The 13,815-nt window shown below is 66.1% G+C and carries 10 protein-coding genes and 1 pseudogene; 6 read left to right on the top strand and 5 right to left on the bottom strand.

Annotated features, from left to right (window positions below; translation table 11 throughout):
• Window positions 1-43: 43 nt before the first annotated feature.
• Window positions 44-838, bottom strand: coding sequence for a transcriptional repressor LexA (gene lexA / locus ACFU8W_RS38610; RefSeq protein ID WP_345514349.1), 795 nt, complete (start codon window positions 836-838; stop codon window positions 44-46).
• Window positions 839-1,391: 553 nt separating this feature from the next.
• Between lexA and nrdR the strand changes: the two genes are divergently transcribed.
• The 6 genes from nrdR to ACFU8W_RS38640 all read left to right on the top strand — a co-directional run bounded on the left by nrdR (window position 1,392) and on the right by ACFU8W_RS38640 (window position 11,224).
• Window positions 1,392-1,904, top strand: a complete 513-nt coding sequence (gene nrdR / locus ACFU8W_RS38615; protein WP_384047911.1) for a transcriptional regulator NrdR — start codon at window positions 1,392-1,394, stop codon at window positions 1,902-1,904.
• A gap of 161 nt (window positions 1,905-2,065) precedes the next feature.
• Entirely contained in the window at window positions 2,066-4,969 is a 2,904-nt protein-coding gene (locus tag ACFU8W_RS38620) for a vitamin B12-dependent ribonucleotide reductase (protein ID WP_345514347.1), read from the top strand.
• Window positions 4,970-5,268: 299 nt separating this feature from the next.
• Window positions 5,269-6,636: a hypothetical protein gene (locus ACFU8W_RS38625; RefSeq protein ID WP_384047914.1), complete on the top strand. Its 1,368-nt coding sequence runs from the start codon at window positions 5,269-5,271 to the stop codon at window positions 6,634-6,636.
• A complete protein-coding gene (locus ACFU8W_RS38630) occupies window positions 6,637-8,472 on the top strand; it encodes a hypothetical protein (protein ID WP_384047917.1) in 1,836 nt (611 codons plus the stop codon). It begins immediately after the preceding gene.
• A gap of 260 nt (window positions 8,473-8,732) precedes the next feature.
• Window positions 8,733-10,712, top strand: coding sequence for a hypothetical protein (locus ACFU8W_RS38635; protein ID WP_384047920.1), 1,980 nt, complete (start codon window positions 8,733-8,735; stop codon window positions 10,710-10,712).
• Window positions 10,709-11,224, top strand: coding sequence for a hypothetical protein (locus ACFU8W_RS38640; protein ID WP_384047923.1), 516 nt, complete (start codon window positions 10,709-10,711; stop codon window positions 11,222-11,224). The genes ACFU8W_RS38635 and ACFU8W_RS38640 overlap by 4 nt, the downstream gene beginning before the upstream one ends.
• Before the next feature lie 178 nt (window positions 11,225-11,402).
• On the opposite strand, the gene ACFU8W_RS38645 is transcribed toward ACFU8W_RS38640, so the two are convergent.
• The 4 genes and pseudogenes from ACFU8W_RS38645 to ACFU8W_RS38660 form a co-directional block, all read right to left on the bottom strand.
• Window positions 11,403-12,077, bottom strand: coding sequence for a hypothetical protein (locus tag ACFU8W_RS38645; protein ID WP_384047926.1), 675 nt, complete (start codon window positions 12,075-12,077; stop codon window positions 11,403-11,405).
• A gap of 448 nt (window positions 12,078-12,525) precedes the next feature.
• On the bottom strand, window positions 12,526-12,915 hold the full coding sequence (locus tag ACFU8W_RS38650) for a hypothetical protein (RefSeq protein WP_384047929.1): 390 nt from the start codon (window positions 12,913-12,915) through the stop codon (window positions 12,526-12,528).
• 131 nt (window positions 12,916-13,046) lie between these two features.
• Window positions 13,047-13,439: a hypothetical protein gene (locus tag ACFU8W_RS38655; RefSeq protein ID WP_384047932.1), complete on the bottom strand. Its 393-nt coding sequence runs from the start codon at window positions 13,437-13,439 to the stop codon at window positions 13,047-13,049.
• A pseudogene (locus ACFU8W_RS38660) lies at window positions 13,421-13,705 on the bottom strand (IS5/IS1182 family transposase); the annotation flags it as partial. The gene ACFU8W_RS38655 and the pseudogene ACFU8W_RS38660, both read right to left, overlap by 19 nt.
• Between the last annotated feature and the right edge of the window lie 110 nt (window positions 13,706-13,815).

Here is a 13,815-nt window from a genome sequence, read left to right on the forward strand (position 1 = left end):
CCGGCGTAGCGGATCCCGGGGCCCTGTCCGTGCAGGTGTCTCTTCACACCCGCCGCAGCACTGCCACGACCTTGCCGAGGATGGTTGCCTCATCGCCAGGGATCGGCTGGTACGCGGAGTTGTGCGGGAGCAGCCATACATGGCCATCCTCCCGCTTGAAGCGCTTGACGGTGGCCTCGCCATCCAGCATCGCGGCCACGATGTCGCCGTTCTCCGCTACGGGCTGGCGGCGGACGGTGACCCAGTCGCCGTCACAGATCGCCGCCTCGATCATCGAGTCGCCGACGACCTTCAGAACGAACAGCTCGCCGTCCCCGACCAGCTGGCGGGGGAGCGGAAAGACGTCCTCGACCGATTCCTCGGCAAGGATCGGGCCACCGGCTGCGATCCGCCCGACGAGCGGTACGTACGATGCTGCGGGCTTGCCGGTCGTATCGGTCGGCTGCGTACTGGGCTGATCCGAACCACGGACCTCGTACGCCCGGGGCCGGTGCGGGTCGCGGCGCAGGAAGCCCTTGCGCTCCAGGGCCATCAGCTGATGGGCGACGGAGGACGTGCTGGACAGCCCCACCGCCTGACCGATCTCCCGCATCGATGGCGGGTATCCCCGGCGTTGTACGGAATCCCGGATGACCTCGATCACGCGTCGTTGGCGGTCCGTGAGCCCCGAGCTGTCCGCTCGGATGCCTGGAGGTCGGCCGGGGAGCGAGCGTGCCGGTCGTGCCGGCTCCGACCCCTCCGTGTTCGTGACTGAGTCATTCATGGCATGCACCGGCTGGAGTCGGCTCTGGGAGCGGTCCTGAGCAGTGATGGTGGCACTGTCTGCGGTGGTGGTCACGTCGGCCCCTCTCGAATGGTCTCCCTAGCTGGACAACGGTAGTAGCTTTCGAAAGGTTGCGCCAAACACACGTTCGAGTGAAAAAAGAATAAAAGTCTGTGCCCTGTTCACCGCGGGGTGTATGAGCGGGGTCCGGGCGGGTTTCCGGCTGCGTTCCGGCCCAGGCCCGGGCCGCTTTGCGGCGATCCGGCGCCACCGGCAATTCGGACCATTACGGTAGCCTTCGCGGCCGCGCCGCTGCCACGGGGGGTGGTCCTCCGGCGGCCGTTCGGGTCAGGTGGCGGGTGCCCCGCGATCCGTGCGGCCGGGAGTGTCCCGTAACCTCGTGGGCGGCCGCACGTTGCCTGCGGGCCGCCTGGGATGCGCGACACGCGCTAGGGCCAAATGTGCAACCAAACCCAAGATCTAGTGGTTGGATTGTTCCAGCCACCCAGAAGTTGTGGTCTCCGGTCGATCCGGCCGTGGCCATCGCCTATGCTTGTGGCTGCTTCGAAGGCCCCCAACGGGGACTGAAGAGGCTTTTCAGTCGTGCCGTGAAGGAGGGTTCGGAGCCATGCACTGCCCCTTCTGCAGGCACCCCGACAGCCGGGTCGTCGACAGCCGCACCACCGACGACGGCACGTCGATCCGTCGACGCCGTCAGTGCCCCGACTGCTCCCGCCGTTTCACCACGGTGGAGACCTGCTCGCTGATGGTGGTGAAGCGCAGCGGGGTGACCGAACCCTTCAGCCGCACCAAGGTCATCTCCGGCGTGCGCAAGGCGTGTCAGGGTCGGCCGGTCACCGAGGACGCCCTCGCCAAGCTCGGCCAGCGGGTCGAGGAGGCGGTGCGCGCCACCGGGAGCGCCGAGCTGACCACTCACGACGTGGGTCTGGCCATTCTCGGCCCCTTGCAGGAACTCGACCTCGTCGCGTACCTGCGCTTCGCGTCCGTGTACCGGGCGTTCGACACACTTGAAGACTTCGAGGCCGCGATCGTGGAACTCCGCGAGCGACGGTCTCCCGTGGAGGGATGCGGGACCAGAGGGACTCTCGAGGTTCCCGTTCCCGCCGTCGCCGCCGACTGAGCGACACCGGCTGATCGACACAGGGCTGTGAGATCAGCGGCAGGACGGCTGCAGGAACTTGCTCCGGGCGCTGTGCGCGGCATCCGAAGCATCAGACACACACTGTGCCCCGGGAAGTTCTGGGCACTTCAGGGCGTTTTTGCCCACATATGGGAGGCGGCATGACAGAGACGGCGAGCGGCCCGGCACGAGGTTCCCGAGCCAAGGGATCCAAGTCGACTGCGACGAAGCAGGGCCTGCGTATCGAGCGCATCCACACCACCCCCGGCGTGCATCCGTACGACGAGGTGGCGTGGGAGCGCCGTGACGTCGTCATGACCAACTGGCGCGACGGCTCGATCAACTTCGAGCAGCGTGGCGTCGAGTTCCCCGACTTCTGGTCGGTGAACGCGGTCAACATCGTCACCAGCAAGTACTTCCGCGGTGCTGTCGGCACGCCGCAGCGCGAGACCGGTCTGCGACAGCTGATCGACCGGATCGTGAAGACGTATCGGAAGGCGGGCGAGGACTACAACTACTTCGCCTCTCCGGCCGACGCCGAGATCTTCGAGCACGAGCTGGCGTACGCCCTCCTGCACCAGATCTTCAGCTTCAACTCGCCGGTCTGGTTCAACGTCGGCACGCCCCAGCCGCAGCAGGTCTCCGCCTGCTTCATCCTGGCCGTCGACGACTCCATGGAGTCGATCCTCGACTGGTACAAGGAAGAGGGCATGATCTTCAAGGGCGGCTCCGGCGCCGGCCTGAACCTCTCCCGTATCCGCTCCTCCAAGGAGCTGCTGTCCTCCGGCGGCAACGCCTCCGGTCCCGTCTCCTTCATGCGCGGTGCCGACGCGTCGGCCGGAACGATCAAGTCCGGTGGCGCCACCCGCCGTGCGGCCAAGATGGTCATTCTCGATGTCGACCACCCCGACATCGAGAACTTCATCGAGACCAAGGTCAAGGAGGAGGAGAAGATCCGCGCCCTGCGCGACGCGGGCTTCGACATGGACCTGGGCGGCGACGACATCACGTCCGTCCAGTACCAGAACGCCAACAACTCGGTCCGCGTGAACGACGAGTTCATGAAGGCCGTCGAGTCCGGCGGGAAGTTCGGGCTGCGTGCTCGGATGACCGGTGACGTCATCGAAGAGGTCGAGGCCAAGTCCCTCTTCCGCAAGATGGCCGAGGCCGCCTGGGCCTGCGCCGACCCGGGTATCCAGTACGACGACACGATCAACCAGTGGCACACCTGCCCCGAGTCCGGCCGGATCAACGGCTCGAACCCGTGCAGCGAGTACATGCACCTGGACAACACGTCGTGCAACCTGGCCTCGCTGAACCTGATGAAGTTCCTCAAGGACGACGGCAAGGGCCACCAGTCCTTCGAGTCCGAGCGCTTCGCCAAGGTCGTCGAGCTCGTCATCACCGCGATGGACATCTCCATCTGCTTCGCCGACTTCCCGACCCAGAAGATCGGCGAGAACACCCGTGCCTTCCGTCAGCTGGGTATCGGCTACGCGAACCTCGGCGCCCTGCTGATGGCGACCGGCCACGCGTACGACAGCGACGGCGGCCGCGCCCTCGCCGGTGCCATCACCTCGCTGATGACGGGCACCTCGTACAAGCGCTCCGCCGAGCTCGCCGCGGTCGTCGGCCCCTACGACGGCTACGCCCGCAACGCCGAGCCGCACCAGCGCGTCATGAAGCAGCACGCCGACGCCAACGCCGCGGCCGTCCACATGGACGACCTGGACAACCCGATCTGGGCCGCCGCCACGGAGGCCTGGCAGGACGTCATCCGCCTCGGCGCGAAGAACGGTTTCCGCAACGCTCAGGCCTCGGTCATCGCGCCCACCGGCACCATCGGTCTCGCGATGTCGTGCGACACCACCGGCCTCGAGCCCGACCTCGCCCTGGTCAAGTTCAAGAAGCTGGTCGGCGGCGGCTCGATGCAGATCGTCAACGGCACCGTTCCGCAGGCTCTGCGCCGCCTGGGCTACCAGGAGGAGCAGATCGAGGCGATCGTCGCCCACATCGCCGAGCACGGCAATGTGATCGACGCCCCCGGTCTGAAGGCCGAGCACTACGAGGTCTTCGACTGCGCGATGGGCGAGCGTTCCATCTCCGCGATGGGTCACGTGCGCATGATGGCGGCCATCCAGCCGTGGATCTCCGGCGCGCTCTCCAAGACGGTGAACCTGCCGGAGACGGCCACCGTCGAGGACGTCGAGGAGGTCTACTTCGAGGCGTGGAAGATGGGCGTCAAGGCGCTCGCCATCTACCGCGACAACTGCAAGGTCGGCCAGCCCCTCTCCGCGAAGACCAAGGAGAAGGAGAAGGCCGAGGTCACGGCCAAGGCCGAGGAGACCATCCGTACCGCGGTCGAGAAGGTCGTCGAGTACCGACCGGTCCGCAAGCGTCTCCCCAAGGGCCGTCCCGGCATCACCACCTCCTTCACGGTGGGCGGCGCCGAGGGCTACATGACCGCCAATTCCTACCCGGACGACGGTCTCGGTGAGGTCTTCCTGAAGATGTCCAAGCAGGGTTCCACCCTCGCCGGCATGATGGACGCCTTCTCCATCGCCGTCTCGGTCGGTCTGCAGTACGGCGTCCCGCTGGAGACGTACGTCTCGAAGTTCACCAACATGCGCTTCGAGCCGGCCGGCATGACGGACGACCCGGATGTGCGGATGGCGCAGTCGATCGTCGACTACATCTTCCGCCGCCTGGCGCTGGACTTCCTGCCCTTCGAGACCCGCTCGGCACTCGGCATCCACTCGGCCGAGGAGCGTCAGCGCCACCTCGACACCGGTTCGTACGAGCCGTCTCTCGAGGACGAAGAGCTGGACGTCGAGGGCCTGGCCCAGTCCGCCCCGCTCCGGACGGAGCCGCTGAAGGCGGTGGCCGCTCCGCAGGAGGCGGAGATGCCCGCTCCGAGGACGGCGCACACCTCGGCGGAGCTCGTCGAGATGCAGCTGGGCATCAGCGCGGACGCGCCGCTCTGCTTCTCCTGCGGTACGAAGATGCAGCGCGCCGGGTCCTGCTACATCTGCGAGGGCTGCGGCTCGACCAGCGGCTGCAGCTGATTTCCGGAAAAAGACGCATGTCTCCTGCCTCTGACGCCGGAGGGTCGAGTTGCCCGGCCTGAGGTGTGGAAGTCGGCAGGGGGCCTGTCTCTCGGCCCGCTGGTGAGCATTTCCTGAGGTGGCGACCGCCCCGGATCCCGTGACGGATCCGGGGCGGTCTCGTCGTGGCGGGCCTTTAGCACGGATCGAGGTTGCATCTTGCAAGAACGTGAAAAGTCGCCATAGGGGATGCCTTTACCTCTCACCCTGCTGTCTGGAGCAGCCCTGCGCTGCATGCACCAGGCCCAGGGGAAGGTGGCATGACGTCGTCTGTGATCGTTCTGCCCGGTCGCTCGCCGGATCTCGACTTACTCAATCGCGCGCTTGGGGCGGTGCCTCTCCCGGTCGAGGCGGTCGCCGCTCCGTCGATCATGGTCGACGGGCGGTTTCATACGGCCGCGTGTCGGTGGTTGAAGCGTCGGCATGACAGCAAGCCGGTATCGGAGACGAGCGTCGCTCATGCGCGGCGCTTGGTCACGTACATCCAGTTCCTTCGCGACGAGCGTCACCGGATCCATCCGGATGAATTCCGCAGCGACGTCTTTGCCACCACGGCGGAGGATCTGAAGGCCTTTTACCGGCAGCGTCAGTATGACCCGGAGAAGCTGGTCGCGTCCTCCACGTGGAAGGATCAGCGGGTCACGATCAAGCTCTTCCACCAGTTCCTGCTGAACACCTATGGTGTGCCGCTGCCTTTCACTCTTCGGCGGGTGTTTCTCAAGAGCGGGCAGTCCGTCGAGGCGATGGAGGGGCTTCAGCCGAGGCGCCGGGCTGGGAGCCGGGGGACGCCCATCACTCCGGAGTTCGCGGATCTCCTGGTTCAGGCGGCTCTGCGGATCGACAGCAGGGGGCGTCAGCGCACCAATGCGGCTGTCGACCGGGATGCCGCCCTTGTCAGTCTGGGGCTGGCCGCGGGCCTTCGTAGGGGGACCCTGGCGGCCATCACGCATTACGAGATCCCGCCCGAGTCCGAGGAGGACTTCACGGACTTCGCGGTGCCTGACTTCATCACAAAGGGCGACGCCGGCGGCGAGACGCTCGCCTTCACGTACCGGCTTGCTCAGGTGCACAACTATCTTGCGGGTCACCGGACCGAGCTTGCTTCGCTGGGTCGAAGCTATCGGCCGAAGGATCCGCTGCGTCTGGTGCGTGCGGATCGGCGTGGCTGGACGGCGCTGGCCGGTGACCGAGAGGTGTCCGGGGACTGGACGGAGACGGATAAAGAGCTCCGCTACCGGATGATCGACATCGATGGGTCGAGCCCGCTGATGTGGCTCGACACCAGGACTGGTGAGCCGATCGGCTATGACATGTGCGGGCGTATCACCGCATCGGCTCGCGACTGGGCGCGTGTGCACCTGGAGCCGAAGTTCCCTCAGCGCTTCAGGGCCCATGACCTTCGGCACACGTACGCGACGCATCTGACCATCTGCATCTTCAAGGGGGCTGTGGCCGCGTGGGTGCATCCGGATATGGCCGAGGCGTACACGGCCGCGAAGCTCAGGGACGCGCTCGAGATTGCCCAGCTGAGCCTGGGCCACAGCAGCGAGGAGTCCACCAAGCTATATCTGCGGCATGCGCACAGGTTCTTGAACATCCCTTTCGACGAGTTCCTGGGAAGGCGCTGAGTGGCTCACCGCACGCGTGGCTTCACGAGCCACACCTATGATGTCAAGGCCGTCCACAGCGTCGACGAAGACCGCCTCACCATCACCTACAGCGACGCGGCTCATGCCGAGCGCCAATCGATCTCGCTTCGGTCTGGGCTGCCGGCGACTCCGGCGGCGCGGCAGCTGCTGGTCGGCATGGCGCGCAGCCTGAAGGTGTACGGGGACGGTGACTGGGAGTCCGCTTACATGCTGAACGGGCTCGCTTCGGCGTGCACCCGGCTGCTGGTGCGGCTGGAGGCGAGGGGCGTCCGCGACTTCGCCAGCCCGGTCGTGACGCTGCCGATCCTGCGGGACGCTCTCGACGACTTCGGGGACACGACGAAGCGGGTCCTCAACAAGCTCCTGGCCAGGGTGCTGCGCGTCCATCATCCGAGGGGACAAGCGCTTGCCCAGGCTCTCAGCAACACGACGTACATGGTGCGCGAGTCGAGGACCGAGCCGTACGAGGATGAGGTCGCCGACGCCATCGAAGCGTCCGCCCGGGGGATCTTTGCCGGGGCGTTCATCGCGCAGCGTTCGGTCCTGGCTGACTTCGGGGTCGACGTCAGTAAACGGGCATGGCTGTCCGTGCGGGCGGCGGACCTCATTGCCGACGCGAGAGCGCGGTACCCGGCGCTTTCCGAGCGGGTGCCGCGTCCCATCGAGCCGCGCGCGAAACTGATCGCCTGGACGCTCTTGAACCCCCGGGCTGTCGTGACGTGGGGCCGTAAAAGGTTTGTCGGCATGCTCGGTCCCACCATGCTTGAGATCGGCAGAGCTCTGCACCCGCCGATCGAGGTGCTGACCGCGGCATTGATCCTGCAGTGCCTGGCGGACAATGAGGGGTTGAACCTGGCCACGATCTTGCGCACCGAACCCAGCGATCTCTTCTACACCGGCTCGCGCCACGGGGTGCTCCAGACCGCCAAAGCGCGCAGCCACAGCGAGGACGACGTTCCGGTGCGCATTGAGTCGATGTACTCGCTCGGAGGGGTCGTTGAAACGCTGACCGGTCTGACCCGTTTCTCCCGGCACTTTCGCGCTGAGAGTCTCGTTGGCGACGAGGACGTCCCGGAGATCGTCAACAAGCTGTACATCGAGCATCGCGACGATCCGGGCAAAGCCGAGATCTTGCCGACGACCCGCATCCACCACGGCTGGCGCAACAGCGCTTTCGACGAGCACTGGCCGAACCCCGATGTGGACCGCCGTGGCCTCGGGCTTCGTTTCCGGGCCTTGCGCAACAAGTCGCTGGAACGCGCCATCGCGAAGGATCCCAACGCCGACGTGCAGGGCCACAGCGAGCGGACCCGGCTGCACTACCTTGCGAACGTCCTGCCCGACCACACCCTCACGAAGCTGGCGGGGGAGGCGCAGAACGACTGGCTGGACGCGGCGCTCGCGAAGTATGCCCCGGTCAGCGTGGCGACGAGCGGGCCGGCGCAGGAACTTGCCCAGGTGGAGCCGGAGAAGCTGCTCGACTTGCAGGCCAGTGTGTGCAGCAACGGCGGGAACGACCCGGACGAACCGGAGAGGCCCTGCTCGCTCGGCCTGGCTGCGTGTTTCACCTGCCCGTGCGGCTATCGCACGGCCGACAATGTGCCGGGGCTGCTTGCCACGGTCGCGTTCACGGAGATCATTCGCGACAACGATCCGGATGAGTGGGAGAACGGCGAGGCGAGCGTATTGCATCACTACGCGTCGAAGTCGCTGGAGAAGTTCTCCCGAAGTCTCGTCAATACGGTCCGCGCGAAGGTGGATCTGACGCGCCACATCGTGATCATCAACGGCCTGTATACGGAGTTGCGCCGGTGAGCACAAGGAAGAGCCCTCAGAAGGTGGTCCGTCTCCCGTTCGCCGCCGCGCCGGCGGAGGCGCCCAGCGTCGTCATCGACCCGGGGAAGGATGTTCGCATGCTCATCCCCAACGGCTTCGACATCGAAGAGCCCATTCTCTTCGGTACCAGCCGCTGGCGAACGGGCGGTCACCGGAGTTGGACGACGAAACAGGGACAGCAGACGGACTTTGACTTCGACGCGGTCCCCGAGCCCTGGCGGACAGCGGCGAAGGAGTGGGTGCTGCTGCAGCTCGATCCAGCGCTCGCCCTGCGCTGGGCACCTGATGACCCGGTCGCACAGACGTGGCCGGAGTCGCAAGAGCCCGTGAAACTCGTCACTGCTCGGGCGAATCTGAAGCAGTTGAGGCTCGCCCTGGGCGTCATGCTCAAGCACGGTCTGTTCACGCCGGACGCCGACGGCTGGGAGCGTGTCAAGATCCTCATGAGTCAGCCCCAGAACCGAGACGAGAAGTTGAAGGGCGCCGAGCTCGCACCGGGCACGTTGCGCGGCCGAGCCCAGCAGCTGAAGTCCCTGTGGCAGGTCCGCACGGTGTTGCACCGCCCGGAGCTGCTTGGCACCGAGCCCTTCGATGGTCGCGAGTCGACGCTGCTCTTCGGTAGCGGGCCGGCGCCGCGGCGCAATCGGACCCGGCCCCACGAGGATGTCGGTCGCTGTCTCGGGTTCGTAGCGTGGGTGTTCGATCACATCGCCCCTGACATCCTCGCCCACTCGCGCTGGTGGGCCGAGAACACCGTCGCCCCCGGTGATGGTGTTCTCGGCAAGGAAGAGGGCTACGCCGCCATGACGAACCTGTTGTACGAGGTGAAGGAAGACACGGGGGCTTTGCCAGGGCGCAGGAAGAATGGCCGTGTCGCTCTCGCGCACCAGGCACTCGGGCTCCTGCTGGGGTGCCCGGACGCTGACGAGGCCTTCTTCTGGGGGCGTTTCGCCATGCGCCGGTTCAGCCCTGATGATCTCGATGTCGATGGCGGGAACCCGTGCCCGCTGCCGATCACCGAGCTCCCCCTTCGATCGGGTGAAGGCGCCGCTCCGTGGACCCGACGTCTTCTCCCCACTCGGGATGAGCTGCAGATGTGGCAGAGCGCCCTGGTGTACTACGCGATGTACTACCTCGGTGCGGTGTGCGGGCTGCGGGACAAGGATCTTGCCTGTGTTCCGTTCGGGTCGGTCACGCGCACAACGAAGAAGCGTCCGACTGATGAAGAGTACGAAGTCATTGAGATGCGCGGCTACAAGAGCAAGAACCGACTGGCGCCGCAGCCGACCAAATGGAAGATCAACGCGCGGATCGCCCGGGTCATCGAGTGCATCGAGGAACTGCACGAGATCCTGAAGGTGGAGCCGACCCGAAGCACCGTGACCGGTGAACGGGTCCTGTTCGACAGCCAGCTCATCACCGCGTCGGTACGTGCGTCCCGCGAAACAGTCCATCTGGACTTGAACTTCATGAACTGGCTCATCAACGGCGCCGAGCGCCTCTACGCCAGCGGGGTCGCCCCGGCCCGCCTCGCGGACGTGACGAAGGTCAACATTACCCAGGTGCGCATCACGGCACTGCAGGCCTACGCCGCCCGCCCGCTGGGGAACGCGCTCGCCGCCCACTTCGGCCAGTGGAACCACAAGTCTGTGGCGATGGGCTACCACGCGGACGTCTTCAAGATCATCCACCTGGCGGACCCGAAGGACGCCGTGGAGCTGCAGCATGAGTACATCGGCCGGGTGCTGCACAGCGCGGCGCTTGACCCAGATGACCTGCGCGGCAAAGGGGTTCCCCGTCTGCTTCGCGTGATCGAGCGTGAAGGGCCCGCTCTGTCCAATCCCGCCCCCTACAGCACGGCCCGTGCGATAGCAGCGGGCCGGCGCAACAGCAACATCGCGGTGGGGCCGTACACCATCTGCGTGTACGGCCGGGATGGGGCGATGTGCGGGGGAGACGGGGCGGCGGACTTCCGGCTGTGCCGCCCGTTCGAGTGCCGTAATTCGGCGATGACGAAGGCCCAGCGTGCGCGCAGCGAACTGCGGCGCCGCATCGAGTTGGAGATGGATCCCGCTCTGCACCGCAGCGCTTTGAAGTTCGCGGCTGCCATGCCTGAAGTCGTCGACGACTTCACGGGCATGACTGATGATGAGCTCGTTCGGGTGATCGCGGTCGAGCTGGAGGGCTATCTCGTCGCTGCCCTGGGGCTGAAACCATGACCGATGCCCTGGAGGTCATCGAGCGGGCCGCCGCGGAGTTCGCGGTGGCCTGCCAGGCGGCGGACACCGCAGACGCTACGACTTACCTTGCTGAGCTACCTGTGCCCGCGCGGCTGGTCCTGGCCGCCGCTGTCATCGCGGCCGCGGACAAGCCGGTGTCGATCGTGAGCCTGTGTGAGGTGGCGGCAGTCTCCCGCGGTTCCGCGTACAACCATCACAAGGCACGGATGAATCACATCCGCGAAACGGTTCCCGTCCTCGTCCGCGCGCTGCTGGAGCGACTGGAGACGTCGTTCGACTCAGCGATCCTCTATGAGCAGCTCCGTGAGCGGGACGAGTCGATCCAGCGGCTGCGAGCCCAGTTAGTGACCAACACGAAGGAGCGTGACGCTGCTCTGGCGTACGCGCGGGCTCTCCACGAGCGCCTCCGCCCCGAGATCGAGGCGATCGCGCTGGAACAGCGGGAGAAGGTGCGTCACCTGTGGCGTGTGACGGAGGACGAGGAGGAGTGAAGCTGCTTCCTGGGTGGACTTCGAGCAGATAAGGGCGGTCAGTTGGCGGCGCCGGCAACGCTTTCCAGGCGTCGGCTGGTGCGCTGCACCAGGTGCGGGCATGCAGCTGGCCCCGCACGTGCATCAGATAGCTGGCGGCCGGGAGCGGATTGGCCGGGTCAGGAGCAGGCAGTCGTGGTCAGGGGTCCTGCGGCGCCGGGCCAGAGGTGACTTCCACGACCAGATACCGCAACTCGCCGTTCCTGCCTTTCAATTGGGCGTATGGGCGCCAGTGGAGTTCGTATCGACCGTGCAGGACACGTGTGTTGGCGCGATAGTCTCCCCCGCCCCATAGGAGAGTCCCGGAGAGGGACCGGCCGTGGTGGATCCGGAACTCGGCGTCTCGTGTTGGCTGCATGCGGACGAGGGGCGGCGACCACAGGGTGGCGGCGTTCGTCACGATCAGCGCGAGACCGTTGCGCGAGTGCGCGGGGGCGCAGAACCGCTCAAGACGTTCGATATCGCTGACGTACCGCTGCCGGGCCACGTCGTCGCTGCTGTGCGCGCGCAAGGCGAACTGTTCGCCGTGGTCAGCAACGGTGCCGGTCCATCGGGCGGTGAAGTACTTGAACTCGACCGCGGTGGTGCCGAGCGGGCCGAGACAGAGTAGGTCGAGCAGCTCAACTGGCCCGGTCTGGTGCTGGCCGACTTCCAGACGGGGTGCGATTTCCGGTGCCAGAGTCCACAGGGCGCGGACGAACGCCAGGCGCAGGTCCGCCTCGGAGTGGAACACCGGCCGTTCGCAGGCCAGGCGAGCCATGATCTCGTGCAGTGGAACCTGACCAGCGATCAGCGGCTCAGTGCTATTAGGCATTTGTCCCCCTGGGTCAGGCCTGAGCATATCGGTCGCTCGGATTTGCGGACTCCTCCGCACGCCTCCGTCCTCATGCCTGAGCGCTTGATCGTGGCCGGCACTCGAAATGAATCGCACCTGTTCGAGACGGCGCGTGTCATCCTCCTACTGCGACTAGCGGTCGGATGTCCAGCCTTCGGCTCGTGACAGACACCCGACGCCGCACTTTGCCTGCTGGGATGGAGGGGCCGGGCAGATTCACGGCTCTACTGGTGGTCGATATTGCCGACCGCAGGCGCCCGCATACCGGCTCTGAACTGCGACGATTCAGACTGCATCTCCGTGACGCTGGATCAGCGCTTCTCGGCGTCGCCCGTGAGATGGTTCTGTGATGGCGGTCCTGCTGGCCCTGCAAGCCGCCTGGGGGCGAACCCTTTCGGGTCCGCCCCCAGGTGTGAGGGTGAGTCGGTCAGTCGAGCGGCGGCAGGGATCTGCGCGGTGGTGCGAGCTGTCCCAGGCGCTCACGCCAGCTTCCAGGCCGGACGCGGTGGGCTTCGAGCTTCTCGGCGAGCGGGCGGGTGAGGCTGCTGAAGCGGTAGGTGTTGAGGAAATTTGGTTCAAACTTCTGCCCCAGAGCCGTCGGCAGGTCCCAGGCTTCCTCGGGCGTCAGCAGGTAGGCACTGACCTCGGTCCGCCGGGCCGTGCCGCCGTCCTGGTCGCCGAGGAGGACGTAAGCGAGGGCGACCGGTTCCCCGACGTATTTCCGGAAGACGGTGAGGCCGTTGAGTCCGACCGTCTTCAACTGGATGGGCAACATCCAGTTGGCGCTGGAGGTGTAGGCGAGGAGATCGACACCCATGTCCCGTTCCCGGGCCTGGCTGCTTCGACTCCCGACCGCAGGAGTTGGGCGGTGAGCCATGACCGGCTGAGGACCTCGGTCGCTCCGGTGTCGTTCATGGAGGCCTCCCTAGCAGCTTCGCTGACTGGTGGTCAGGCTGGGGTAGTCACGATGGCGACCTCGCGTCCGGCCGAGACCGAAAGCTCTGCTCTTCCGTCCCTGCCGACGGCAAGGGTGAACCCGTCGATGACGGCCTGACGTGCAGTGCCGTCGTCTTCGACTTCGACCGTGCCGACTGCGACGATGGCGGTGTCGAGATATTGGATCGAACGAGCCATGCCGCAGACGCCCCACAGCTTGCCCGGATTCGGAGTCCCGACCAAATGGGTCCACTTCACTGAGGGGACGCCGGGGAAGGTGATCCGGCCCTCGAGAGCGCAAGCAAGGCGATTGGGTGGCCGCAGCAGCGGACCAGGTCCCGCTAATTCGCCGCGAATTGCCACCAGTTGGGGGCTAGGGTCCGTCTTCAAACGGATCTTGCCCATAGCAGGAACGACGCCAGGCTGACCGCTGCTTCGTAGGAGATGGCGGTCTTGTCGTACCTGGTCGCAATCCCGCGGCAGTGTTTGAGGGTGTTGAAGCAGCGCTCGACGGTGTTGCGCCGGCGGTAGACCTCGCGGTCGAAGCCGGGCGGCCGGCCGCCGCGGCGGCCCCTGTTGTGCCGGTGCCGTCTCTGGTCGGCTTTCTCCGGGGTGGTGTGGCCGATGCCGCGGCGTCGCAGGTAGGCGCGGAATCCGCGGGAGCTGTATGCCTAATCCGTAGTTAAGGAGCCGTAAATTAACTACTGGCTGCTTCGATCATGTTGTCGTGCTGCTCGATCACGCTCTTCAGGGCTTCGAGGGTGCGCGGGGGGTGGGTCTG

This window comes from Streptomyces sp. NPDC057565, assembly GCF_042801455.1.
Classification (GTDB): Bacteria; Actinomycetota; Actinomycetes; order Streptomycetales; family Streptomycetaceae; genus Streptomyces; species Streptomyces yanii.